Source organism: Brevibacterium gallinarum (assembly GCF_014836885.1).
GTDB lineage: Bacteria > Actinomycetota > Actinomycetes > Actinomycetales > Brevibacteriaceae > Brevibacterium > Brevibacterium gallinarum.
The window spans coordinates 86325-111264 of sequence record NZ_JACSPY010000004.1; the positions used below are offsets into that span (position 1 = coordinate 86325).

A 24940-nucleotide genomic window follows, 5' to 3' on the forward strand; every position below is an offset into this window, starting at 1 on the left:
CAGCTCAGTCGCGGGTGAGGCGACGGTGGGTGACGCGGTGCGGGCGGGCGGCTTCCTCGCCCAGGCGCTCGACCTTGTTCTTCTCGTAGGCTTCGAAGTTGCCTTCGAACCAGTACCAGCTGGCCGGATTCTCTTCGGTGCCCTCCCACGCGAGGATGTGGGTGGCGACGCGGTCGAGGAACCAGCGGTCGTGGGAGACGACCACAGCACAGCCGGGGAACTCGAGCAGCGCGTTCTCCAGCGAGCCGAGGGTTTCGACGTCGAGGTCGTTGGTCGGCTCATCGAGCAGGAGCAGGTTTCCGCCCTGCTTGAGGGTCAGCGCGAGGTTGAGGCGGTTGCGCTCACCACCGGAGAGCACGCCGGCCTTCTTCTGCTGGTCCGGGCCCTTGAAGCCGAACGCGGAGACGTAGGCACGCGAGGGCATCTCGACGTTGCCGACCTGGATGAAGTCGAGTCCATCGGAGACGACCTCCCACAGGCTCTTCTCCGGGTCGATGCCGCCGCGGGACTGGTCGACGTAGGAGATCTTGACGGTGTCGCCGACCTTGAGGTCTCCCCCGTCGAGCTCTTCGAGTCCGACGATCGTCTTGAACAGCGTCGTCTTGCCGACGCCGTTGGGGCCGATCACGCCGACGATGCCGTTGCGCGGCAGCGAGAACGACAGGCCGTCGATGAGCGTGCGGTCGCCGAAGCCCTTCTGCAGGTCCTTGGCTTCGATGACGATGTCGCCCAGGCGCGGGCCGGGCGGGATCTGGATCTCTTCGAAGTCGAGCTTGCGGGTCTTCTCCGCTTCAGCTGCCATCTCCTCGTAGCGGGCGAGACGGGCCTTGGACTTCGTCTGGCGGGCCTTGGCGTTCGAGCGGACCCACTCGAGCTCGTCCTTCAGGCGCTTCTGCAGCTTGGCGTCCTTCTTGCCCTGGACTTTCAGGCGCTCCTGCTTCTTCTCCAGGTAGGTGGAGTAGTTGCCCTCGTACGGGTACAGGTGGCCGCGGTCGACTTCGGCGATCCATTCGGCGACGTGATCGAGGAAGTACCGATCGTGGGTGATGGCGATGACAGCGCCGGGGTAGGTCTTGAGGTGCTGCTCGAGCCACAGCACCGACTCCGCGTCGAGGTGGTTGGTCGGCTCGTCGAGCAGCAGCAGGTCAGGCTTCTCCAGCAGCAGCTTGCACAGCGCCACGCGGCGCCGCTCACCGCCGGAGAGCACTTTGACGTCAGCGTCTGGCGGCGGGCAGCGCAGTGCGTCCATCGCCTGTTCGAGCTGGGAGTCGAGATCCCAGGCATCGGCTGCATCGATGGCTTCCTGCAGCTTGCCCATCTCCTCCATCAGGGCGTCGAAGTCGGCATCCGGGTTGGCCATCTCCTCGGAGATCTCGTTGTAGCGGTCAAGCTTCGCCTTGATCTCGCCGACACCTTCCTCGACGTTGCCGAGGACGGTCTTGTCTTCGTTCAGCGGCGGCTCCTGGAGCAGGATGCCGACGGAGTATCCGGGGCTGAGACGGGCTTCGCCGTTCGATGGCTGGTCGATGCCAGCCATGATCTTGAGGATGGTGGACTTACCGGCACCGTTCGGGCCGACCATGCCGATCTTCGCTCCGGGGTAGAACGACATCGACACGTCGTCGAGAATGACTTTGTCACCGTGCGCCTTACGCGCCTTATGCATGGTGTAAATGAATTCGGCCATAGTGGTCTCAGACTATCGGTTCCCACATGGCTAGGCCATTCCTCCGCGCCCGTCGTTCAGCCGGTGCGCGACACCGCCTGAGCGCAGCTCAGCCGCCGAGCTGCGGCGCCTCGGTGCTCTCTTCCTCGTCGCCGCTGCCGTCGCCGGTTCCCTCGTCGGAGCTGCCGGTTTCGCTCGGCTCCGCGGTGTCCTCGCCGTTCATGTCCTCGCCCGGCATGTGCCCGGCACCGTTGTCATCGGAGTCCTCGTCGCGCTCATCGCCTGTCGGCGCATCGACGCCTTCGGGCCGCTCGACGTAGCCGAGGAGGCACGTGCCGGTCGATTCGGTGGGCTTGGTCAGATGGGCGGTGATCTTTCCGGAGCGGATCTCGCCGACGACGCAGCCGTCGTCGACCTTGACTCCGAACATCTTCGCAGGCACGTCATTGCCCAGCGGCGAAGCGTCGATCGTCGCCTCAAGCTGCTCCGGCTTGTACCCGGCGTCGGTCATCGTGTCGAAGAACTCCTGAGTGCTCGGCACGTCGTCCCGGCCTTCGAGCGGTTTGAGTGCGGCGACGACTTCGTCCACGACAGCCGGGACCTCTTTGGTCTGCACCGGGTTCGGTTCTGCTGCCTGCTGGTTCAGCAGCGAGCAGCCGCTGATGAGTGCTGCGGAACAGGCCAGCGTTCCGGCAGCGAGAAACCGTCGAAGCATCGTCGTCCTTCAGTCAGTGCCACACAACAGTCCTACTCTAACCGGACTCAGCGGACTCGTCTCACCGAAGCGACGCAGATTCTCCGGCATGTCGCCGGGCGGGCCGTGCGCATCGATCGTACGCGCCCGACCTGCCCGGTGACCTTCCGGTGCTCAGCTCTGCCCGGCCGGCTCCATGGAGTGATCGTCGTGGATCTCCCCTGTCGTGGTGTCGACCATGGTGTCGTCGATGTCATCGCTCGGCGCTGCCGAGGCATGCGATGTCGGCGGCGGGCTGCCGAGGCTGTCGTAGCCGCTGGAGCTGCCGGCCGCAGTGCTCTTGGCACCGTTGCGGGTGCTGCGCGCCCAGTTCGCTGTGCCGAAGCGCAGATTGTGGCCGACGGCCTCGGCGATGATCTGCGGGTTCTTGCCTGATTTCGTGCCGGTCGTGTCGGTCCACTCACGGATCCGCAGCCGGCCGGCGACGATGACAGCATCGCCCTTGTGCACTGAGGAGTTCACGTGAAGGGCCAGGTCGCCGTAACAGGAGACGTCGAACCACGAGGTGTCGATCTCCCGGTACTCCCCCTTCTCATTGTCGTAGAACCCGAAGTTGACTGCCAGCCTGAAGGACGCCCACACGCGTCCGTCGCTGAGCGTGCCGCTCTGGCAGTCAGCGCCTGCGGTGCCGACGAAGTAGTTGACTTGTTTCATGAGCAGGTCCTTTCTCTTGCCTCTGCTGAGACCTGCCTGTCACTCTTGCCCATCAGTCCGATGACCGCCCAGATATGACGCAGCGCCTGTGGATGCACGTCTGGCATCCACAGGCGCTGGTCTCCAACGCTCAGCGCAGGCTGTCGTAGACCTCCCGGTGCTCGCGCAGCACTCCGGTGATCGGTGCGAGATACGAGCTCGCGGCTGCCGAGTGGACGGCCTGGGTCAGTCGTTCGGCGACGTCGTCGGCTGCCTCCTTCGCACCCTTGCGCCGGGCTGAGGCCGCAGCGAGGCTCGTGATGACCGAGCCGGTGATGCCGATGAGCAGCAGCGCGCCGGGGATGATCCACAGCAGCGTCGAACCAGCGGTGACGTCGACACCGGTGAGCAGGAGGACGAGCTGGATGACCAGCCACAGGGCGCCGATGACGGTGGCGAGGAAGAACAGGTTCTGCAGCACACCGGCCAGCGTCCACCAGCCGGGCTTGCGCCGTTCGATGCGCACCGCGGTGACGGCCTCGTCGAGCGTGTGGGTCAGTTCGGCAGTCGACTGCTTCTCCGCTTTGGCGACATCGGCCTGCCAGGCCATCGGCAACGTGGACACGGCGTCGACGACGAGTTCGTGGGCGGCGAGGTTGACCCGCGCGCTCTGGGTGCGCGTCGTCTCCGGCACGGCAGCACGGATGAGGTCCTCGCGGTCACCGCCGTGCCGGGCGCCGAGCGGATCGGCCTGGCCGCGCTGGGCCATGGCCAGCGGCGGATAGCCGGTCTTCTTGTAGGCCCGGCGCAGGTAGTCGTCCTCCACCGTCTGGGCAACTGCGTGCACACCGGCGGCGTCGACCATCGCGTCGATGAGCCGGTCAGCGCCCTGCAGCTGCTCGGGCTGGTCGACAGGCGTGCCGAGCTCGCCGCGGATCCGCCCGGCCATCTCCCTCAGGTCGGTCAGCAGCCGTTCGGAGGCGGCCGCCTGGGCGAGCACAGTCTCGGTCAGGATCTGCCGCAGCTCCGGGACGCCCTCACGGGTCACCGCTGAGGCCAAGGCGACGCGGGCGTTGTCGAGCCCGTCGTGGGCGAGCAGCTGCTGCAGGTGTTCGCGGCAGGCGACCCGCTCCTCCGCGCTCAGTGTGTCGACCTGGTTGAGCACGACGACCATCGACGAGGCGTGGGAAGCCAGTTCGGAGAGATAGTGCGAGTGCAGGGAGAAGTCGGCGTACTTCTGCGGGTCGACGACCCAGAAGACGACATCGACGAGGTTGACGAGCCGGTCGGATTCGACGCGGTGCTCCGCTGAAGTGGAGTCATGGTCGGGCAGGTCGAGGAGCACGAGGCCGTGCAGGCTCTCCTCATCGTCTCCGTCGAGGGCGCTTTCGCGCCAGGTGCGGTTGGTCACCGGCACCTTGAGCCAGGACATGATCTCCTCGCCCCCGTCGCCCCAGACGCAGGCGGTCGGCTTCGAGGTCGTCGGCCGGCGCACGCCGACCTCGGCGATCTCCAGGCCGGCAACCGCGTTGAACAGGGAGGACTTGCCGGACCCGGTGGAGCCGGCGAAGGCGACGACGGTCGATTCCTCACCGAGTTTCAGGCGCGCTTCGGCCTTGTCCAGAAGCTCGGCTGCCGCCGTGCGGGTCTCGTCGGAGATCTTGCGCGGTCCCAGGGTGAGAGCGCGGTTGATGCCCTCTGTCAGCGTCGCGATCTCGCTGCGTGTGGCATCGCTCACAGTGCTTCCTCCAATCGGTCACCGGCGCCGCGCAGATTGCCTGCCTGCCGGGGCGGGACTTCGCTGTCGTTCAGAGCCGAGTCGAATGGCGCTCGGTAGCGCTCGAGCAGTTCAGATGCGCTGTCGATGAGGCGGGTGCGCGCCATCTGCGCCAGGTCGCGGGTGGCCTGGTCGCCGAAGATCGTGTCGAGCAGCTTGCCGGCCACCAGCGCCGTGCCGCCGGCGACACCGGCCTCGGCTCCGGTCAGCCCACCGGTGCCGGCGAACACCGCGAGCATGAGCACTGCGCCGACGCCGTTGACGCCGAAGGACAGGATGCGGGCCTTGGCGCGCTTGCTCTGCCCGACCTCGCGGACGAGCTCGTTGACGTCATCGGACCAGTGCGCCACCATCCGGCCGACGTCGGCGTCGAACTCGGCCGGCACCCGCGTCATCTGCGGGTTCGCCTTGACGAGCGCATCGCCTTCGGGATGGGCCTGCCAGGCGTGGGCGGTGTTCGTCACCGCAGTGACGACCTGCTCGCGGATGAGCAGCGCCACGGAGTCCTCGATCGCCTGGTTGAGCGGTTCGGCGGCGTCGCGCTTGCCGGTCACCGCAGACGTGATGCGGTCGCGGATCCGAGCGACCGTGGGTTCGAGTCCGCGGAAGAACTGCCCGGTGCCCACGAAGTCCTGCCAGCGGGCGAGCACCTCGCCGCGCAGCACCCGGCCGTCGACGAGCGACGCGGCGAGCTCCTCGCGGGCGCTGCCGAACTCACGGGTGACGGTCTCCTGCAGGCGCTGGTGGGCGGATTCCTGCTCTTCGACGTAGTCGGCCAGGGTGCGGGCGCGGGCGGGCACGGCCGCCAGCGCTCCGGTCAGCGTCTGGGCGATGACGCGGTCGCGGGCCCGGGAGTTGCGCCCGAGGTTCATGATCCACGACTGCACGGGGAACACCGCGGCTTCGGGGATCCGGCCGTCGACGAGCATGAGCTCAGGCACGGTGAAGATCGGCGCTGAGCCCAGGCCCGCCTCGGCGAGCAGTCCCGAGAGATGGTGACGGACTTCCCGGTTGGCCTTCGGCGGCACCCGGTCGAGCACGATCGACACGGCCGTGCCGCGTTCGGCGGACTGTTTGAGCAGCTCCCACGGCACAGCGTCGGCGTACCGGGAGGCGGTGGTGACGAACAGCCACAGGTCGGCTGCGGCGAGCAGCTGGCGGGCCAGTGTGCGGTTCGCCTCACGGACTGAGTCGATGTCCGGTGAGTCGAGCAGGGCCAGGCCCGGCGGCACGCTGGTGCTGGAGACCAGCCGCAGCTGGGGGCGCTGAAGGTCAGTCGCTTCGCCGATGACGCGCTCCAGGCCCGGCAGGATCCGGTCGGAGGCGAAATGCTCCTGGTCATCGGGATGGTGGATGAGGACCGGCCAGCGGGTGGTCGGGCGCAGCACGCCGGTGGCGGAGATGTCGGCTTCGACGATCGAGTTCACCAGCGTGGACTTGCCGGCACCGGTTGATCCGCCGACGACGACGAGCAGCGGGGCGTCGGTCTGGCTGACCCGCGGCAGCAGGTAGTCGGTCAGCTGGTCATCGAGGCTGCGCTGCAGGCTGCGACCGGTCTCGGCACCGGGTGTGTGCAGCGGAAATCGCGCATCTCGCACCCGTTTGATGAGGTCGCTGAGGGCAGGCGCGACGCCTGAGGACAGGCTGGTGTCGTTCGGTCCTTGAGTCACGTTCCTACTCTCTCGGTTTTCCCAGGCTGACACCACTCACCACGCCGCAGCCGCCGCAGTTGGCCGCCGGCCCCGGCAGGCACAGCGGGCGCGCAGGCGCTAAGATGTCCAGTGCCTCCATGGTCCAAAGGATCACGACGTCCGGTTTCTACCCGGAAGATGCGGGTTCGATTCCTGCTGGGGGCGCAGAGCCCGCAGGGGCCCGGCATCAGTGGTGAGCACTGGTGCCGGGCCCCTGCTGCGTCGGCTCCCGAGGCGGTGGCCCCGACCCCGAGGCGGTCGTCCCGGCCCCGAGGCGGTGGTGCCTCAGTCGGAGTCGAGGGCCGATTCGAGGCGCTCGAGTTTGCCGGTCAGCTCGCCGGTGCGCCCGGGCCTGATGTCGGCCTTGAGCACAAGTGACACGCGCGGGCCGTAGGCGGCCACCGCGTCGGTGGCGCGCTTGACGACGGCGAACACCTCATCCCATTCGCCTTCGATGGTGGTGAACATCGAGTCGGTGCGGTTGGGCAGGCCGGATTCGCGCACAACCTTCACCGCAGCGGCGACGGCCTCGTGCATCGAGCCGGTCTCGGCGTCGCCGGTCGGGGCGACGGAGAATGCGACAAGCATGGGTTCCTCCTCTGAGTTTCAGCTGATCAGTTCTTCGGCACGGAGAGCACGAGGGCATCGCCCTGTCCCCCGCCGCCGCACAGCGCGGCGACCCCGGTGCCGCCGCCGCGGCGCTTGAGTTCGAGTGCGAGCGTCAGGGCCACGCGTGCGCCGGAGGCGCCGATCGGGTGGCCGAGGGCGACCGCACCGCCGTTGACGTTGACCTTGTCCTCGCTGATGCCGAGGTCCTTGGCACTCGCCAGGCCGACAGCGGCGAAGGCCTCGTTGATCTCGTAGAGGTCGAAGCCGTCAGCCGGGATGCCCTCGCGTTCGGCAGCAACCTTGATCGCCTGGCTGGGCTGGTGCTGCAGGGTCGAGTCCGGGCCTGCGGTCCAGGCGTGGGCGCGGATCTCAGCGAGGATCTCCAGGCCCTCGCGCTCGGCGCGCTCCTTGGACATCACGACGACAGCGCAGGCACCGTCGGAGATCTGCGAGGCGTTGCCGGCAGTGATGGTGCCTTCCCTGCTGAAGGCCGGGCGCAGCTTGGCCATCGACTCAGCCGTCGAGTCCGGGCGCACGCCCTCATCACGGCTCACCTCGGTCTCGCCCTTGCGCGAGGTGATCGTCACCGGGGTGACTTCGTCGTCGAAGCGGCCGGCTTCCCATGCCGCTGCCGCACGCTGGTGGGATCGGGCGGCGAAGGCGTCCTGCTGCTCGCGGCTGAACTCGCGCTCGCCCTTGTTCGCGTCCTCGGTCAGCCCGCCCATCGCCTGGTCGGTGAAGGCGTCCCACAGTCCGTCGTAGTCCATGTGGTCGCGGACCTTGACGGTGCCGTACTTGTAGCCGGCGCGGGACTTCTCCAGCATGTGCGGGGCATTGGTCATCGACTCCTGGCCGCCGGCGACGACGACTTCGTACTCTCCGGCACGCACGAGCATGGCCGCCTGGGTGATGGCGTTGAGGCCTGAGAGGCAGAGCTTGTTGATGGTGATGGCCGGCACCGACATCGGGATGCCGGCCTTGGCGGCGGCCTGGCGTGCCGGCCCCTGACCGCAGCCGGCCTGCAGGACCTGACCCATGATGACGTACTCGACGGCTTCGGGCTTGACGCCGGCGCGGTGCAGCGCCCCGGAGATCGCCTCGGCACCGAGATCCATGGCGCTCAGCGATCCGAGGGCTCCGCTCATGCGTCCCAGCGGGGTGCGCGAACCGGCAACGATCACAGCTTCGGTCATGATTCCTCCTTCGACGGATGCGGCCGTCCTGGCACTCCTGGGCTCGGCTCCGCAGTCCACACATAGTGATACAGATCCCAGCCTAGTCGAGGGTCCAACTGCTGAGAATCCCGGGTAGCCGGCTGTGAATTCCCTCAGTGGTGTGACCTGCACCGCTCAGATGGCGGCCTCAGACGGGTGTTGGCGCGTACGGCGAGTAGAGTGGGATGGTGAGCCCCCGAAATTCCCACGCAATGAATGAAACGGAGTCGAAGACTGTGACGCCTCCCGAAGAGTTCCGGACCGCGATGCGCGGTTACGAGAAGAACGAAGTCGATGCGCGCATCGGCCAGCTGCGGACCGAGATCGAATCCCTGCGCAAGGCCCTGTCCGATGCGCGGTCTCAGGTCATCAGCGCCGACCGGGCGAAGCTGCAGATCGCCGGAGAGCTCTCCGAGGCGAAGCAGCAGCTCAAGGACGCCGCCAGCGACAAGGCAGAGGCAGCTGGCCCTCCCGGCTCCCGCATCGACCACCTGCTCAAGATCGCCGAGTCACAGGCCCGCGAAACCCTCGCCCAGGCCACCGCCGATGCCGAGACGATCCGCAACAAGGCTCGTGCCGACGCCGCCAGCCAGCGCGCCCGTATGCACACCGAGAGCAACGACACCCTCAACAATGCCCGCTCCGAGGCGGAGGCGATCAGCTCGGCTGCCGAGCTGCGCGCCGAGGAGACGATCCAGGCTGCTGAGACCCGTGCCGAGGAGATCCAGACCGCTGCCGAGCGCGAGGCCGAGCAGCTGACCTCGACCGCGTCGACGGAGGCTGAGGAGTCGCGTGAGTCACTCAAGCGCGAGGTCGCGCAGCTGCGTGCTGACGCCGAGAAGGATGCCGCTGACATCCGGGCGAAGGCGAAGAAGGAAGCCGACGAGATCCTCGCCGCTGCCAAGGCCAAGGACGAGGAGATCCGCAAAGCTGCCGATGAGCTCGATGTCGAGCTCGCCGATAAGCGCCAGAAGGCCGAAACAGCTGAGAAGGAGCGCTTCGACACCGCTGCCGCCGAGCACCGGAAGCTGACCGAGGAAGCCCAGGCCCGGGCGAAGAAGGCCGACGATGACGCGAAGGCTGCGGCCGAGCGTGCCGAGCGCACCCGCAAGGAAGCGGTCGAGAAGGCCGACAAGATCATCGCCGATGGCCGCAAGCGCGCCCAGGATCTCATCTCCGAGGCACGTTCGACTGCCGAGGCGACGATCGAGGAGTCGGCCGCTGAGGCCAAGCGCAATGTCTCCTCCGCCCAGGCCCAGGTCGACCTGCTGACCAAGCAGCGCCGCACGATCACCGCCCAGCTCGAGCAGCTGCGGTCGATGTTCGCAGCGCCCGGCCTGTTCGACGATGTCGACTTCACCGAGGACAAGTCCGATCAGGAGGCTGCTGCGGCTCTGCCCACGGAGAAGATCGCCTCTGATGATGAGCTCGCCGAGCTCACCGCCGCTGAGGATGCGAAGGACGATGCGGCAGCGACGCCGGCCACGGATGTGAAGTCCTCGGACGGTGACAGCAGCGCCGCCGACGGCGATGGTGAGGACATCGAGGAAGCTGAGGTCATCAGCGAGGACGAGACGCAGGAGATGAAGACCCGTCCTGACGGTTCGTCCGGCGGTTCGCAGGCCGGAGCCGCGAAGCCCGGTGCCAAGCCCACCCAGGGCGGCGCGCAGGCGAATGCCGGCCAGCAGTCGAACGCCTCGAAGTCCGGCGGCGCCTCGGGCTCACAGGCTGCCGGCAGCGGCAATCGCGGTTCGCTCAACCGCAAGTCGCAGAACTCGAACCGGCTGCGCTGAACGCCTACCGACAGCTGAAGGCGGGGACTTCCGATTGGAAGTCCCCGCCTTCGTCATGGACAGGTGCGGAGCCGTTCAGCGCGGCGGCCGGCTGCGGAAGCAGGCCCTGTGCCAGTGACGGCGCGCACCGACTCCGGTGTTGAAGCCGAACTCCTCCTCGGAGCGCCAGGCGACGATGTGGTCCATGCGGGCTGGCAGGTCCTGCAGGCAGCCGGGGCACGTGTAGACCTTGCCGGAACTGCTGCCGCGCACCTGCTGGACGACCCATGTGCCGTCGGGTCCCTCGGCGGCCCGCGGCACGGAATTCAGGCTCGCTCCCAGCTCGCGGTGCGGCCGGGCCCATTTGTTTGCGCGGCGCGAAGACGACGAACGTGGCATGGCGTCATTGTCTCACGTACAGTAATGCCGTGCGTTTAGTGATCGCGAAGTGCAGTGTCGACTATGCCGGCCGGCTGACGGCCCACCTGCCCATGGCAGACCGGGTGCTCATGCTCAAGGCCGATGGCAGCGTCCTCGTCCATTCCGACGGCGGCTCCTACAAGCCCCTCAACTGGATGAGCCCACCGTGCACCACGACGATCAGCGAACCCAGCGCCGAACAGGCCGAGCACGGCATCACCGAGATCTGGACGGTCACCCACCAGAAGACCGGCGACCATCTCATCATCAGCATCGCGCAGATCCGCGATGAGATCTCCGCTGAGCTCGGTGTCGATCCAGGTCTGGTCAAGGACGGCGTCGAATCGCATCTGCAGGAGCTGCTGGCCGAGCACATCGAGACCCTCGGCTCGGGCTACTCGACCGTCCGCCGGGAGTACATGACCGCCATCGGGCCGGTCGACATCCTCGCCAAGGACGATGCCGGTGCCTCGGTGGCAGTCGAGATCAAGCGCCGCGGGGAGATCGACGGGGTCGAGCAGCTCACCCGCTATCTCGAGCTCATGAACCGCGATCCGATCCTCGCCCCGGTCACCGGTGTGTTCGCCGCCCAGGAGATCAAGCCGCAGGCACGCACACTGGCCGAAGACCGCGGGATCCGCTGTGTGGTCCTCGACTACGATGCGCTGCGCGGAATGGACGACCCGGACTCACGGCTGTTCTGAGCGCTCAAGCCACGCTGCTCCCCCAGCCGGTGTGCCGCTGACAGCCGCCGCTCAGGCGAGGGACTCGATGTCGAAGGGCTCGGGCTTGTCGACCCGCTCGACGTCTGCGCCGAGTGCCTGGAGCTGTTCGACGAATCCCTCATAGCCGCGGTCGATGTGATCGACGCCGGAGACTTCGGTGCGACCCTCGGCTGCCAGGCCGGCGATGACGAGAGCGGCCCCGGCACGGATGTCCGAGGCCTCCACCTCGGCTCCGGAGAGCGAGCTGACACCGGTGACGAGCGCGTGGTTGCCGTCGATGGTGATCTCAGCACCGAGGCGTGCGAGCTCATGGACGAAGCGCCAGCGGGCCTCGAACAGATTCTCGGTCAGCAGGCCGACTCCGTCGGCGATCGCATTGAGGGCCACAGCGAAGGGCTGCAGGTCGGTCGGGAAGCCGGGGAACGGCAGGGTGGCGACGCGGATGCTGTGCGGTCGGCTCGGGCCCACGACCCGGAAGCCCATGTTCTGGGCTCCGTGCTCATTCGCTGCGGCGATTCCGGCGACCAGGCCCTCGGTGTCCGCGCTGCCGGACAGGACCGACACCTCGGCGCCGGCGGCGCGCAGGTGCTCGAAGACGTGCGGCAGCAGCTGCGGGTCGATGCCGCGCACGGTGACATCCCCGCCGGTGATGGCTGCGGCGAAGGCCCAGGAACCGGCGACGATCCGGTCGCCGACGACCCGGTGCTCGACCGGGTGCAGGCGCTCGACGCCCTCGATCGTCAGAGTCTTGGTCCCGATGCCGGAGATCTGCGCGCCCATCGCCTGGAGCATGAGGCAGATGTCGATGATCTCCGGTTCCTTGGCGGCGTTGTCGATGATGGTGGTGCCCTCAGCCAGGGTGGCGGCCATGAGGAGGTTCTCGGTCGCACCCACCGAGGGGAACCGCAGGTGGATCTCGGCACCGGCCAGGCCGTCTGGGGCTTCGGCGATGAAGTAGCCGTGGTCGAGATGTGCGCTGGCGCCCATCGCCTCGAGCCCGGCCTGGTGCATGTCGAGTCCGCGCGAGCCGATGGCGTCACCGCCGGGCATCGCGACATGGGCTGCGTGCATCCGCCCGGTGAGCGGGCCGAGCACGCAGATCGAGGCGCGCATGGCGCGCACGAGTTCGTAGTCGGCCTGGATGCCCGGCTCCTCCGGCACGTCGATGTCGATGATCCCGGCCTCGGGGTCGTAGTCGATCTCGCAGCCGAGGCGGCGCAGCAGTTCGCTCATGATCGAGACATCGAGGATGCGCGGCACGTTGGAGATCACCGACCGGCCCGGGGCCAGGAGGGTGGCGGCCATGAGCTTGAGCACGCTGTTCTTCGCCCCGCGCACGGCCACGTCGCCGGTGAGCCGGTGCGGTCCGTTGACGGACAGGATCTCCATGAGCGTGGTCCTCCTCGGGCGGATCGTGCGGTGGCAGAGAAGAGTCCTGAGGAGCGCAGCCCCGCAGGACATATCAGTCTAGGAGGTCAAGGCCGCCTAGGTGAAACGGCCGACGGTGCGGTTGAAGCCCGGCGGCGCTGATTCGAGCCAGGAGGCCAGAGCGGCCAGCGCCTCGTAGTCGAGGGCCAGCCGGGTCTGATGGGCTGAGCCGTCTGCTGCGCCGTAGGCGGCTGTCACGATGACAGCGCCGGGCATGACGGCGTAGCGCTCAGCGGAATCCGGCTCTTCGCGCCGGATGATCTCCATGTCCTGCCGCGGCAGGGTCATCGCCGGCGACCGGGTGAGGCTGAAGATCGGGTACCAGTCGAGTGAGGTGATCGTGAAGACCGCCACACCCAAACGCCAGCGTGGGCGAGGAGTATCCTCGCCCACGCTGATGGAGCAGTCGAACGCGCCCCGAAGCTTGGTGATCGCCCGTCGTCGCACCAGGAACAGCACGACAAAAACCACAGCCAGCCCTACCAACGAGAGCAGAATGATCAGCAGGGTCGATGGGTTCACGTTGACCAGTGTATGCGATGTCTCAGACGAGCTCGGCCTGGTCGGCGACGATGTTCACCCTGTCGTTCTCGACGGACAGGAAGCCGCCGTCGGCCTGCGCCCGGACGGTCTGATCGTCAGCCGTCACAATGCGCACCTCCCCGCCGGCCACGATCGCCAGAACGGGCTCGTGGCCGGACAGGATGCCGATCTCACCTTCGGTCGTACGAGCGACGACGCGCTTGGCCTCACCGGACCAGATGCTCCGGTCGGCGGCCACGACGGTGACATTCAGGCTCATGAGGGATCAGTTCTCCTTCTGGAGCTTGTCGTAGTTGCGCAGCACATCGTCGATCGGGCCGACGTTGAAGAAGGCCTGTTCCGGGATGTGGTCGAAGTCGCCGTTGCAGATGCCGCGGAAGCCTTCGACGGTGTCCTGGATCGACACGGTCGATCCCTCAACACCGGTGAACTGGACTGCGGTGTAGGTGTTCTGGGACAGGAACTGCTCGATGCGGCGTGCGCGGTGCACGGTGAGCTTGTCCTCTTCGGAGAGCTCGTCGACACCGAGGATCGCGATGATGTCCTGCAGCTCCTTGTTCTTCTGCAGAATCTGCTTGACCTGGGTGGCGACGTCGTAGTGATCCTGGCCCACGTACAGCGGGTCGAGGATGCGCGAGGACGAGGCCAGCGGGTCCACAGCCGGGTACAGACCGCGCGAGGCGATGTCACGGCTGAGCTCGGTGGTCGCATCGAGGTGGGCGAACGTCGTTGCCGGAGCCGGGTCCGTGTAGTCGTCAGCCGGGACGTAGATCGCCTGCATCGAGGTGATGGAGTGACCGCGGGTCGAGGTGATGCGCTCCTGCAGCACGCCCATCTCGTCGGCCAGGGTCGGCTGGTAGCCGACGGCCGAGGGCATGCGGCCGAGCAGCGTCGAGACCTCGGAGCCTGCCTGGGTAAAGCGGAAGATGTTGTCGATGAACAGCAGCACGTCCTGCTGCTGGACATCGCGGAAGTACTCCGCCATCGTCAGGCCGGTCAGGGCGATGCGCAGACGGGTGCCTGGGGGCTCGTCCATCTGGCCGAAGACCAGTGCGGTCTTGTCGAGCACGCCCGACTCGTCCATCTCCATGATGAGGTCGTTGCCCTCACGGGTGCGCTCACCGACGCCGGCGAACACGGAGACACCGCCGTGGTCCTGGGCGACACGGGTGATCATCTCCTGGATGAGGACGGTCTTGCCGACGCCGGCACCGCCGAACAGGCCGATCTTGCCGCCCTGGACGTAAGGCGTCAGCAGGTCGATGACCTTGATGCCGGTCTCGAACATCTGGGTCTTGGACTCCAGCTGGTCGAAGTTCGGGGCCTCGCGGTGGATCGGCCACCGCTCGGTGATCTCGTAGGGCTCATCGATCATCGAGTCGTTGAGGACATCGCCGGTGACGTTGAAGACCTTGCCCTTGGTGACATCGCCGACGGGCACCGAGATCGGTGCACCGGTGTCGATGACCTCCTGGCCGCGCACGAGGCCGTCGGTCGGCTGCAGCGAGATGGCACGGACGATGCCGTTGCCGAGCTGGAGCTCGACTTCGAGGGTGATCTTGCGGGTGCCCTCGGAGAGGGTCACCTCGGTGGTCAGAGCGTTGTAAATCGCTGGCACGGAGTCGAGCGGGAACTCGACGTCCACGACAGGGCCGATGACGCGGGAGATCCGGCCAGCGGTGCCCTGCGTCTGCGGGGTTTCCGTAACTGTGGCAGTCATGGTCTACTTTCTCTTCTGCTCTCTTGTGTGGCCGATCAGTCGTCGGCGCCGGATGCCGCGAGGGAATCCGCACCGCCGACGATCTCAGAGATTTCCTGGGTGATCTCGGCCTGGCGAGCCGTGTTGGCCAGCCGGGTGTAGGTCTTGATGAGTTCGTCTGCGTTATCGGTCGCGGTCTTCATGGCCTGCTGACGTGCCGCCTGCTCGGAGGCAGCGGCATTGAGCAGCGCCGCGAGGATCCGCGAGTCGATGTAGCGCGGCAGCAGTGCGTCAAGCACCTCTGCTGGGCCGGGCTCGAACTCGTACAGCGGGAAGACCTCGTCATGGGCCTTGGCCTTGTCTCGGTCGGGCAGGCCGCCGGACTGCGGGACCTGATCGGTCTCGGCAGCGTCCTCTGCGTCCACAACCTCCAGCGGGATGAGGCGCCGGTACTCCGGCTCCTGGGTCACGCTGGACTTGAAGCGGGTGTAGACGAGGTAGATCTCGTCGACGCCGTCTTCTTCGAACGCCGTGTGGAAGTCCTCGAGCAGGACCTCGCCGATCTCGCGGGCGTGTTCGGCCTGCGGGGATTCGGAGAATCCGGTCCAGGACTTCTTCAGGTCGCGGTCGCGGAACGTGTAGTACGTCTCGGCCTTGCGGCCCACCGAGTAGAGGTGGACGTCCTTGCCGTTCTCGGTCAGCAGCCGGATGAGCTCTTCGGCCTCGCGGATGACGTTGGCCGAGTACGCTCCGGCGAACCCGCGGTCCGGGCCGATCACGACGACGGCTGCGCGCCGGATCTCCTCCGGCTCAGTCGTCAGCGTGTGATCGACGTTGGACTGGGTGGCGACTGCCGAGACCGCACGCGTGAGTGCGTTCGCGTACGGGCTGGCTGCCTTCACCCGGCCGATGGCCTTCTGAATCCGGGATGCCGCGATGAGCTCCATGGCCTTGAAGATCTTCCTCAAGGACTTGGTGGAGTTGATCTTCGCCTTGAAGACCCTCTGCTGGGCTCCCATCAGTACTTCCTTTCGCTAGCGATCGTCATGGGCAAAGCGCGCTCAGCGCTTCTGCTTGACGATCTGCTCCTGCTGGACCTCGTCCTCATCAGCGGAGTCGAACTCTTCGGAGCCGACATGCACGCCGCCGTCTTCGGAGGTCTGGAAGCCGTCAGAGAAGTCCTTGATGGCAGTGGTGAGCTCATCCTTGGTGTCGTCTTCGAGCTTCTGCGTCTCGCGGATCGCATCGAGGACACCAGTCTTGCGCTCGAGGTAGTCGTGGAACTCCTTTTCGAAGCGCAGCACATCGTCGACCGGAATGTCGTCGAGGTATCCTTCGGAGCCGGCCCACACGGACACGGTCTGCTTCTCGAACGGCATCGGCTCGAACTGGCCCTGCTTGAGCAGCTCCATCAGACGGGCGCCACGGGCGAGCTGGCGCTTGGTGGCGGCATCGAGGTCCGAGGCGAACATCGCGAAGGCTTCGAGCGAACGGTACTGGGCCAGCGAGATCTTCAGGGTGCCGGAGACGCTCTTGAGCGCCTTCGTCTGCGCGGCGCCGCCCACACGGGAGACGGACACGCCGACGTCGACGGCCGGACGCTGGTTCGAGTTGAACAGGTCCGACTGCAGGAAGATCTGGCCGTCGGTGATCGAGATGACGTTGGTCGGAATGAACGCGCCGACGTCGTTGGCCTTCGTCTCGATGATCGGCAGGCCGGTCATCGAACCGCCGCCGAGCTCGTCGGAGAGCTTCGCGCAGCGCTCCAGCAGGCGGGAGTGGAGGTAGAAGACGTCACCCGGGTAGGCTTCGCGGCCCGGCGGGCGGCGCAGCAGCAGCGAGATCGCACGGTACGCCTCTGCCTGCTTGGACAGGTCGTCGAAGACGATGAGAACGTGCTTGCCCTCGTACATCCAGTGCTGGCCGATGGCCGAGCCGGAGTAGGGGGCGAGGTACTTGAAGCCTGCCGGGTCCGAGGCGGGCGAGGCGACGATGGTGGTGTACTCCATGGCGCCGGCCTCTTCGAGCGAACGACGCACCGAGGCGATGGTCGAGCCCTTCTGGCCGCAGGCGACGTAGATGCAGCGGACCTGCTTCTTCGGGTCGCCGGACTCCCAGTTGGCCTTCTGGTTGATGATGGTGTCGAGCGCAAGGGCGGTCTTGCCGGTCTTGCGGTCCCCGATGATGAGCTGACGCTGGCCACGGCCGACAGGCACCATCGCGTCGATGGCCTTCAGGCCGGTCTGCAGCGGCTCGCGAACCTCCTGGCGTGCCATGACGCCGGCGGCCTGGAGCTCGAGCTCACGGCGGGTGTCGGACTCGATATCGCCGAGGCCGTCGATCGGGGCGCCGAGCGGGTCGACGACACGGCCGAGGAAGCCGTCGCCGACCGGGATCGAGAGGACCTCGCCGGTGCGGTAGACGGGCTGCTCTTCGGCGATGGTGGCGAACTCACCGAGGATGACGACGCCGATCTCGCGCTCGTCGAGGTTCTGTGCGAGGCCGAGGGTGCCGTCTTCGAAGCGCAGCAGCTCATTGGCCATGGTGCCGGGCAGTCCGGACACGCTGGCGATGCCGTCGCCTGCGGTGACGACCTTTCCGACCTCAGTCTTGTCTCCGCCTTCGGGGTTGTACGACTCAACGAACTTCCCCAGGGCGTCCCGGATCTCATCCGGACGAATTGTCAGTTCCGCCATCTGGTTTCCCTGCTTCCTTAAATCTCTCTCGCAGCGACCCGGTTCTTCTCTGCAGACCGCTGTCTGAACGTGTGTATGTAGCCCGAGGCGCGGGCGGTTGATCAGCTTGCCAGGCGACGGCGAAGGTCGGACAGACGATTCGAGATCGTCGAATTCATCACTTCGTCGCCGACCTGCACACGCACACCACCGACGACGTCGGGGTCCACATGCACGTTGAGGACCAGCTCGCGGCCGTAGTGGGCCGACAGCGCTGCAGCCAGGCGCTCCTGCTGCTCGTCGCTCATCGGCTTGGCGACCGTCACCTCGGCAACGGAGCGCGCCTGACGGCGGGCCAGCACTTCCGAGTAGCGGTCTAGCGTCTCGGAGACGCGGGCGCCGCGCGGGTGCGCAGCAGCCTGTGCTGCCAGCTTGACGGTCTCAGTCGCGGCCTTGCCGTCGAGCAGGTTGGCTGCGAGTGCGCGCTTCGTCTCAGCCGGGGCTGCGGACTCGAAGGCCCAGCCCAGCTCGTGATCGGACTCGATGAGGCGGGTGAAGCGGAACAGCTCCTCCTCGACCTCGCCGAGACGCCCCTCAGCCTGTGCCTGTGCCGCGATCGCAGTGACGCCGGCATCCTCCAGCGCGGTCACGCTGTCCTGGGGGCGAGCCCAGTGCAGTGTGGCGGCGCGCTTGGCGATGTCGAGTGCGGCCGCGTCGACCCGGCCGGAGAACAGCGTGTCGAGCACACCGTGCTTCCGCTCCTCGGCAATGGCGCCGTCTGCCATGAGGCGGCGCAGCTGCGCGCTGTCAGCCATTGCGGAGACGATCGACAGCAGCCCGTCACCGAGTTCGGTTGCGGCAGCGCCGGCAGCGTTCTGGAGCCGGGAGTCAACTGCGTCCAGCACATCGTTGAGCGAGTTCCTGCTCGACTGCAGCATCACGACTCCTTAACCGACTGGGCCGGGGTGCTTGCTTCGAGATCTGCGATGAAGCGGTCGACCACCTGGGCCGAACGGGCGTCGTCGGTGAGGCTCTCACCGACGATGCGCGAGGCGAGGTCGGTGGCCAGGCCGCCGACGTCTCCGCGCAGTTCGACCATGGCCGCCTGCTTCTCGGCTTCGATCTGTGCTTTTGCCTGGGAGATGATGCGCTCGGCCTCTGCATTGGCCTGCTGCTTCATCTCGGCGATGATCTGAGCGCCGTCTTCCTGTGCCTCGGAGCGCATGCGCGCTGCCTCGGCACGGCCGTCGGCGAGCTGCTTCTGGTATTCAGCGAGTGCGGCATCGGCTTCGGCCTGAACGCGTTCGGCCTTCTCGATGCCTCCCTGAATCTTCTCAGCTCGTTCGTCGAGGACCCGGTTGAACGTCGGCAGAACAAACTTCCAGAACACCACGAGGATGATGAGGAAGATCACCGCACTCCAGACGATGTCATAGGTAGCGGGGATGAGGGGGTTCGGTGTCCCCTCGGCCGCAAGAATCATCGGAGTCATTGAGTCAGTCCTCGATATCAAAGGAAGAAGGGCGTGGCGATGCCGATGAGGGCCAGGGCCTCGATCAGGGCGATGCCAAGGAACATGTTGCCGCGCAGAGCGTTGGCGAGCTCAGGCTGACGTGCGGTTCCCTCGATGGTCTTGCCGATGACGATGCCAAGGCCGATGCCCGGGCCGATCGCGGCGAGGCCGTAGCCGACAGTGGCGATGGAGCCGTTGACTTCAGCGAGAATATCCACTTTGGACGTTTCCTTTCGGTTGTGTACCGGGCGGTACGCGTAACGGTTTTTCGTTACAAGCTTTGCGGTCAGGTCAGGGAAGATCAGTGCTTCGATGCAGCCTGGTCAATGTAGACGGAGGCGAGCAGCGCGAAGATGTAGGCCTGCAGGACGGAGACCAGCAGTTTGAGGGCGGTCATGAACAGGCCGCCGAAGAGCGTGAGGAATCCGAAGAACTTGAAGCCCATGGCCGCGTCGAAGAAGAAGAACCAGGTCGCCGAGAAGCACAGCACGAGCAGCAGGTGGCCGACGAGCATGTTGGCCAGCAGACGCAGGGTGAGCGTGAAGGGCTGGATGACGAACTTGGTGAGGAACTCGATCGGAATCAGCAGGACGTGCATGACCGGCGGAACGTTCGGCAGCACGAGCGCGTTCTTGAGGTAGCCGCCGACGCCAAGCGAGCGGATGCCCTCGATGTGGTACGTGACGTACACGATGACGGCCAGCAGCATCGGAACGCCGACGACTGAGGTGCCGGCCAGGTTGAGGAACGGGATGAGGCCGGTGAGGTTCATCGCAAGGACCATGAAGAAGATGGTGGCGATGAGCGGCAGGAACTTGCGGCCGCGCTCCTTGCCCATGGTCTGCTCGGCGATGCTGCTGCGCACGAAGTCAAGGGAGAGTTCGGCCATCGACTGGCCGCGGGAGGGAACGAGCTTGGCGCGCTTGGCGGCCATCACCATGAGGATGCACAGTGCTGCGGCGGCGATGACCCGCACGAGCATGACGCGGTTGAACTCGAATGGCGTGCCTTCGAAGAAGATCGCCGGCGGGAAGAACTCCTGCATCGTGGGCGGGTGGAACCCGCCGTCCCCTGCTGCCAGAATCACAGAATTCGCCGCGGTGAAGATAGACACGTTTCGGTTACTCTCCCAATTTCGGGCCCGGGCGGGTAAGAACCAGGCCGACCAGTCGCTCCGGCACACGAGTGTGGAGCGGCATTGTCACATCATGGAGACCGGTGAACTGGCACCTGGTCCTTGAGTACTCTACCAATCGCAGTAATAAACTCACAAATTGCTGGGCAATCCCTGCACCTGCTCCGATCCGCATGTTCTCGGGCTTTCCACCGCGACAAAACGCCTGGTCAGAGCCTCAAAACAGCGCGTCGTCAGGCTGCGGTCGGTGACCGCGGCTGGATTTCAGCGCGCCTCGGGGTCGACGGTCGGCACCCGGGCGCGTGTGACGGTGATCGCATCGATGAGCGAGGTGCCGAGCACGGCTGCGACGATCGTGAAGAACGCCGTCGTCCCGTCGAGCCAGGCCGCGTCCTTGATCCGCCAGATGACGATCATGAAGATGAAGGCCTTGAACAGGAAGCCCACGCCGAGCGCACCGGCGATGACGGTGAGGTTCCAGCTGCGGCCGATGTACATGATGACGAGCGAGACGAGCAGGAAGATCGCCGCCAGTCCCCCGCCGATCAGCGCTCCGTTGAGACCCCGCTGGCCTGCGAAGAGCATGCCGAGCAGCCCGCCGAGGAGGGTGACGGCGACGACGAGGATCGCGCCGCGGATGATCAGCGCGCGCCAGATGGCCTTCCACTGCAGGTCGACGTCGGTCTCGCGGCGCTCGTGCGGGGCGGGCTTCGGGTCGGTCATCGGATGGCCTCCTTCGCGCGCAGGCGCGCATACAGCGGGTAGAACGTCAGGAACAGCGTGATCGCCACGCTGCCGAGGATGATGGGCACGTTGACGGCGGGGGTGGCGATGAGGAACGACACCGAGCCGAAGGCGAAGATCGCCGTCCACAGGTACAGGATGAGCACCGCGCGTGCATGCGAGTGCCCGAGTCGGAGCATGCGGTGGTGCAGGTGCTTGGCATCTGCCGAGAACGGGGACTTGCCGGCGGACATGCGCCGCAGGACTGCCAGGCCGAGGTCGAGCAGCGGCAGGAACATCACCGCCACCGGGAGGATGATCGGCAGGTAGGTCGCGAAGACGCGCTGATCCGACAGCAGCGCTGGGTCGACCTGGCCGGTCACCCGGATCGTCGAGGCAGCCAGCAGCAGGCCGATGAGCATCGAGCCGGAGTCGCCCATGAAGATCCGGGCCGGATTGAAGTTGTGCGGCAGGAAGCCCAGGCATGCCCCGACGAGCAGCGAGATGATGAGCGAGGCGAGGTTGGCGTAGCTGTCGGAGCTGGTGTCGACGGCCAGACTGTAGGAGTAGACGAAGAATGCGATGCCGCCGATCGTCACGATCCCGGCAGCCAGTCCGTCGAGACCGTCGACGAAGTTGACGGCGTTGATGGTGATGAGCACGACGAGCACGGTGAGGATGATCGACATCCGCGGGGAGCCGATGATGACGGAGTTGAAGGGGATCGACAGCAGGGTCACACCGTTGAAGGCCATGAACCCGGCGGCCAGGGTCTGGCCGGCGAGCTTGGTGATCCAGTTGAGGTCCCAGATGTCGTCGACGACGCCGAGGGCGCACAGGATCGTCGCCGCCCCGACGATGCCGATGATCGCCCCGGGCTGGACGAACAGCTCTTCGAGGAACGGCGTCTGCGAGGCGAACAGCAGTCCGACGAGCAGACCGGCGTAGATGGCCACCCCGCCCAGTCGCGGGGTGGGCACCGAGTGGACGTCGCGGGCGCGCAGCGGCGCGAAGATGAGTCCGCGTTCGGCGATGCGCCGCACCATCGGGGTGACGAGGTACGACACGATCGCTGCGACGAGGAGGATGAAGAGGTAGGCGCGCACGCGGGATTACTCCCGCGTGATTTCGTCAGCTGCTTCCGCGCCCGAGGCACTGGTCTCTTCCGCGCCTGAGGCAGCGCTCTCTTCCGTACCCGAGGTGGCGGTCTCCTCCTCGCCCGAGGCAGTGGTCTCCTCCTCGCCCGAGGCGGTGGTCTCCTCTGTGCTCGCGGCGCTGTCCTCCAGATCGGGCAGCACCTCGCGCAATTCGGCTGCGGTGATCGGGCCCTCGCGCAGGATGCGCGGCGGGGTGCGGGTGAGGTCGACGATCGTCGAGGCGCCGATGCCGGGCACCTCTCCCCCGTCGATGTAGATGTCGACGCTCTCACCGAGCATCTCCTCGGCTTCGGCAGCATTGCAGGCGGCCGGTGAACCGTGGGTGTTGGCTGAGGAGACGGCCAGCGGGCCGGTCTTGCGCAGCAGTTCGAGGGCCGCCTCGTGGTCGGGCATCCGCACGGCGACCGTGCCGTGCGTGTCGCCGAGGTCCCAGTCGAGCATCGCCTGGGCACCGCAGATGATCGTCAGGGGACCGGGCCAGAAGCGCTTGGTGAGTTCGAAGACGGAGGTGTTCGGCACCTCGGCCAGAGCCATGAGCACTTCGCGCTGGCCGACGAGCACCGGCGGGGGCATATCGCGGCCGCGGCCCTTGGCTTGGAGCAGCTTCTCGACGCCGGTGGCGGAGAAGGCGTCAGCGGCGATGCCGTAGACGGTGTCGGTCGGCATGACGATGAGTCCATCGGATTCGAGGACCCGGGCGCATTCGCTGAAGACCAGGTCTCTCATCTCATCGTTGTCGATGCTGAACGTGCGCGACATTCACGGCCCTTCCAGGCGTTCGGCGGTGGTGAAACGGTCTCTGCCAGTGTAGTCGGTGTGGGTGGCGGCACCGGACAGACCAGCGGCAGCGCAGGCCTGCTGGATCGCCGCAGCCTGCGTCTCATCATGTTCGATGACGAGCAGCCCGCCCGCCCGCAGCGCCTCGGCGGCGAGCTTGATGATCCGTGCCGGTGTCTGCATCCCGTCTGCTCCCCCGCCGTACAGCGCGATGGCCGGGTCGTAGCCGGTGACTTCGGGGATGTCGGGCTGGGTGGCCTCGGGCACATACGGCGGGTTCGTCACGACGATGTCGAAGGGCCCGAGACCCGGCACCACCTCGGCGACGTCACCGGCATGGAGGGTGACGGTCGAGCCGGCGGCGGCGACCGCCTCGGCGGTGGCGGCGATGTTGAGCTCAGCCCACCGGCAGGCCTCGGCGGAGAGCTCGACGGCGTGGACCTCGCTGCCGGGGATCTCGGTGGCCGCAGCCAGGGCCAGGGCGCCGGTGCCGGTGCACATGTCGAGGATCCGGATCACGCGCGCCCGGCCGTTGCCGGTGTGTTCGTCGTCGGAGCGCAGGGCGGCGGCGTGGGCGATGGCCGGGTCGATGAGGAGTTCGGTCTCCGGGCGCGGGATGAAGACCCCGGGCCCGAGGCGGAGGTCGAGATGGCGGAAGCCGGTGGTGCCGGTGATGTGCTGGAGCGGTTCGCGCCCCGCCCGCCGGGTCAGGCAGTCGTCGAAGCTGCGCACCTGCTCAGCGGGCACGTCGAAGCCGCGCAGCAGCTTCAGCGACAGCTCCTTGTGGGTCAGACCGAGCACGTGGGCCAGCAGCAGCCGTGCGTCAGTGCCGGGGGTGTCGATGCCGGCCTCAGCCAGCCGGGTGCGGGCAGCGGCGATGAGCGCATCTGCCGGCTGCCCACCAGCCGTGTCTGCGGCTGGACTCACGCTTACTGCGCCTCCTCGAGACGCTGGGCGCGGTCGAGTGCGCGGCAGGATTCGACGACGGCATCGAGGTCGCCGGCGAGCACCTGGTCGAGGTTGTGGGCCTTGTAGCCGGTGCGGTGGTCGGCGATCCGGTTCTCCGGGAAGTTGTAGGTGCGGATCCGCTCAGACCGGTCGACGGTGCGCACCTGCGAGCGGCGCCGGTCATCGGCTTCGGCCGCTGCTTCGGCGGCCTGGGCGGCCAGCAGCCGGGCGCGCAGAATGCGCAGGGCGGCGGCCTTGTTCTGCAGCTGGGACTTCTCGTTCTGGCAGCTGGCGACGATGCCGGTGGGCACGTGGGTGATGCGCACCGCCGAGTCGGTCGTGTTGACCGACTGCCCGCCGGGGCCTGATGAGCGGTAGACGTCGACGCGCAGATCGGCGTCGTTGATCTGGACCTCGTCGGGCTCGTCGACGTCGGGGAAGACGATGACACCGGCAGCCGAGGTGTGGATGCGACCCTGCGATTCGGTCACCGGCACACGCTGGACGCGGTGGACGCCGCCTTCGAACTTCAGCCACCCGTAGGCGCCTTCGTCCTTGGCCTTGACGGCCAGCGTGACGTCCTTGCAGCCGCCGAGGTCCGAGGGTGTGGTGTCGATGACCTCGGTCGACCAACCGCGCCGATCGGCCCACCGCTGGTACATCCGCAGCAGGTCGGAGGCGAAGAGTGCCGACTCCTCGCCGCCCTCCCCTGCTTTGATCTCGACGAGCGCATCGCGGTCGTCATCCGGGTCGCGGGGCACGAGCAGATCCCGCAGCACGCCCAGGAGCTGCCCGCGCTGCTCTTCGAGCGCGGGGATCTCCTGGGCGAAGCCGGGATCGTCGTCGGCGAGTTCGCGGCAGGCCTCCAGGTCGTCCTGGGCGGCGATGAGATCGCCCCAGCAGGACACGACCTTTTCGAGCTCGGCATACCGGCGGGTCAGCCGGCGCGCCGTGCCCGGGTTGGCGTGCACCTCGGGATCGGCCAGCTCCTGCTCGATGCGGGCATGCTCGTCGCGGAGCATGTGCACCATCTGGCGCAGCGAGTCGATATCGGCTGCCGTGTCGGCGGTCTCACTCATGC

At 67.0% G+C, this 24940-nt stretch carries 25 protein-coding genes and 1 tRNA gene; 3 read left to right on the top strand and 23 right to left on the bottom strand.

Annotation, left to right across the window (positions count from 1 at the left end; translation table 11 throughout):
• Positions 1-4: 4 nt before the first annotated feature.
• From ettA to H9634_RS05915, 5 genes are all read right to left on the bottom strand, one after another.
• Positions 5-1687, bottom strand: a complete 1683-nt coding sequence (gene ettA, locus H9634_RS05895; protein WP_191725790.1) for an energy-dependent translational throttle protein EttA — start codon at positions 1685-1687, stop codon at positions 5-7.
• Between the two features lie 88 nt (positions 1688-1775).
• The gene (locus tag H9634_RS05900; RefSeq protein WP_191725791.1) at positions 1776-2381 is read right to left on the bottom strand and encodes a DUF6993 domain-containing protein; all 606 of its coding nucleotides are present in this window, start codon (positions 2379-2381) and stop codon (positions 1776-1778) included.
• A 153-nt stretch (positions 2382-2534) separates the two neighbouring features.
• The gene (locus tag H9634_RS05905; RefSeq protein ID WP_191725792.1) at positions 2535-3074 is read right to left on the bottom strand and encodes a single-stranded DNA-binding protein; all 540 of its coding nucleotides are present in this window, start codon (positions 3072-3074) and stop codon (positions 2535-2537) included.
• 130 nt (positions 3075-3204) lie between these two features.
• A complete protein-coding gene (locus tag H9634_RS05910) occupies positions 3205-4791 on the bottom strand; it encodes a YfjP family GTPase (RefSeq protein WP_191725793.1) in 1587 nt (528 codons plus the stop codon).
• A complete protein-coding gene (locus H9634_RS05915; protein WP_191725794.1) occupies positions 4788-6500 on the bottom strand; it encodes a dynamin family protein in 1713 nt (570 codons plus the stop codon). The genes H9634_RS05910 and H9634_RS05915 overlap by 4 nt, the downstream gene beginning before the upstream one ends.
• A 113-nt stretch (positions 6501-6613) precedes the next feature.
• Here H9634_RS05915 and H9634_RS05920 point away from each other — a divergent pair.
• Positions 6614-6686, top strand: a tRNA-Arg gene (locus H9634_RS05920).
• 120 nt (positions 6687-6806) lie between these two features.
• Here the strand turns inward: H9634_RS05920 and H9634_RS05925 are convergent.
• Positions 6807-7109, bottom strand: coding sequence for a thiamine-binding protein (locus H9634_RS05925; RefSeq protein WP_191725795.1), 303 nt, complete (start codon positions 7107-7109; stop codon positions 6807-6809).
• Between the two features lie 26 nt (positions 7110-7135).
• On the bottom strand, positions 7136-8323 hold the full coding sequence (locus H9634_RS05930; RefSeq protein ID WP_191725796.1) for an acetyl-CoA C-acetyltransferase: 1188 nt from the start codon (positions 8321-8323) through the stop codon (positions 7136-7138).
• 257 nt (positions 8324-8580) lie between these two features.
• Here H9634_RS05930 and H9634_RS05935 point away from each other — a divergent pair, with 257 nt between their 5' ends.
• Positions 8581-10137, top strand: coding sequence for a coiled-coil domain-containing protein (locus H9634_RS05935; RefSeq protein ID WP_191725797.1), 1557 nt, complete (start codon positions 8581-8583; stop codon positions 10135-10137).
• Positions 10138-10212: 75 nt separating this feature from the next.
• On the opposite strand, the gene H9634_RS05940 is transcribed toward H9634_RS05935, so the two are convergent.
• Complete coding sequence (locus H9634_RS05940; protein ID WP_225210647.1) at positions 10213-10515, bottom strand: hypothetical protein; 303 nt, start codon at positions 10513-10515, stop codon at positions 10213-10215.
• Positions 10516-10544: 29 nt separating this feature from the next.
• On the opposite strand from H9634_RS05940, the gene nucS reads away from it, so the two are divergent.
• Positions 10545-11240, top strand: a complete 696-nt coding sequence (gene nucS / locus H9634_RS05945; protein ID WP_191725798.1) for an endonuclease NucS — start codon at positions 10545-10547, stop codon at positions 11238-11240.
• A 51-nt stretch (positions 11241-11291) separates the two neighbouring features.
• Here the strand turns inward: nucS and murA are convergent, their stop codons facing one another.
• The 15 genes from murA to prfA all read right to left on the bottom strand — a co-directional run bounded on the left by murA (position 11292) and on the right by prfA (position 24938).
• Positions 11292-12650, bottom strand: a complete 1359-nt coding sequence (murA, locus tag H9634_RS05950) for a UDP-N-acetylglucosamine 1-carboxyvinyltransferase (RefSeq protein ID WP_191725799.1) — start codon at positions 12648-12650, stop codon at positions 11292-11294.
• Positions 12651-12746: 96 nt separating this feature from the next.
• Positions 12747-13211 carry a DUF2550 domain-containing protein gene (locus tag H9634_RS05955; protein ID WP_191725800.1) on the bottom strand — a complete coding sequence of 155 codons (465 nt, stop codon included), beginning with the start codon at positions 13209-13211 and terminating at the stop codon, positions 12747-12749.
• A 22-nt stretch (positions 13212-13233) separates the two neighbouring features.
• Positions 13234-13491 (bottom strand): F0F1 ATP synthase subunit epsilon, encoded by a 258-nt coding sequence (locus tag H9634_RS05960; protein WP_175294558.1) that lies wholly within the window; start codon positions 13489-13491, stop codon positions 13234-13236.
• A 6-nt stretch (positions 13492-13497) separates the two neighbouring features.
• On the bottom strand, positions 13498-14952 hold the full coding sequence (gene atpD / locus H9634_RS05965) for a F0F1 ATP synthase subunit beta (protein WP_191725801.1): 1455 nt from the start codon (positions 14950-14952) through the stop codon (positions 13498-13500).
• Between the two features lie 35 nt (positions 14953-14987).
• Positions 14988-15950 (bottom strand): F0F1 ATP synthase subunit gamma, encoded by a 963-nt coding sequence (locus tag H9634_RS05970; protein WP_191725802.1) that lies wholly within the window; start codon positions 15948-15950, stop codon positions 14988-14990.
• Between the two features lie 42 nt (positions 15951-15992).
• Positions 15993-17627: a F0F1 ATP synthase subunit alpha gene (gene atpA, locus H9634_RS05975; RefSeq protein WP_191725803.1), complete on the bottom strand. Its 1635-nt coding sequence runs from the start codon at positions 17625-17627 to the stop codon at positions 15993-15995.
• A 101-nt stretch (positions 17628-17728) separates the two neighbouring features.
• Positions 17729-18544 carry a F0F1 ATP synthase subunit delta gene (locus H9634_RS05980; RefSeq protein ID WP_191725804.1) on the bottom strand — a complete coding sequence of 272 codons (816 nt, stop codon included), beginning with the start codon at positions 18542-18544 and terminating at the stop codon, positions 17729-17731.
• Entirely contained in the window at positions 18544-19098 is a 555-nt protein-coding gene (locus H9634_RS05985; RefSeq protein ID WP_191725805.1) for a F0F1 ATP synthase subunit B, read from the bottom strand. The genes H9634_RS05980 and H9634_RS05985 overlap by 1 nt, the downstream gene beginning before the upstream one ends.
• Positions 19099-19115: 17 nt before the next feature.
• Complete coding sequence (gene atpE, locus H9634_RS05990; protein ID WP_102159700.1) at positions 19116-19337, bottom strand: F0F1 ATP synthase subunit C; 222 nt, start codon at positions 19335-19337, stop codon at positions 19116-19118.
• A gap of 83 nt (positions 19338-19420) precedes the next feature.
• Positions 19421-20206: a F0F1 ATP synthase subunit A gene (gene atpB / locus H9634_RS05995; RefSeq protein ID WP_318245016.1), complete on the bottom strand. Its 786-nt coding sequence runs from the start codon at positions 20204-20206 to the stop codon at positions 19421-19423.
• 312 nt (positions 20207-20518) lie between these two features.
• Positions 20519-20977 (bottom strand): hypothetical protein, encoded by a 459-nt coding sequence (locus H9634_RS06000; RefSeq protein ID WP_191725806.1) that lies wholly within the window; start codon positions 20975-20977, stop codon positions 20519-20521.
• Entirely contained in the window at positions 20974-22083 is a 1110-nt protein-coding gene (locus tag H9634_RS06005) for an MraY family glycosyltransferase (protein ID WP_191725807.1), read from the bottom strand. The genes H9634_RS06000 and H9634_RS06005 overlap by 4 nt, the downstream gene beginning before the upstream one ends.
• Positions 22084-22089: 6 nt before the next feature.
• The gene (locus tag H9634_RS06010; RefSeq protein WP_191725808.1) at positions 22090-22893 is read right to left on the bottom strand and encodes an L-threonylcarbamoyladenylate synthase; all 804 of its coding nucleotides are present in this window, start codon (positions 22891-22893) and stop codon (positions 22090-22092) included.
• On the bottom strand, positions 22894-23838 hold the full coding sequence (gene prmC, locus H9634_RS06015; RefSeq protein ID WP_318245017.1) for a peptide chain release factor N(5)-glutamine methyltransferase: 945 nt from the start codon (positions 23836-23838) through the stop codon (positions 22894-22896).
• Positions 23839-23840: 2 nt separating this feature from the next.
• On the bottom strand, positions 23841-24938 hold the full coding sequence (gene prfA, locus H9634_RS06020; protein ID WP_404801673.1) for a peptide chain release factor 1: 1098 nt from the start codon (positions 24936-24938) through the stop codon (positions 23841-23843).
• Positions 24939-24940: the final 2 nt, after the last annotated feature.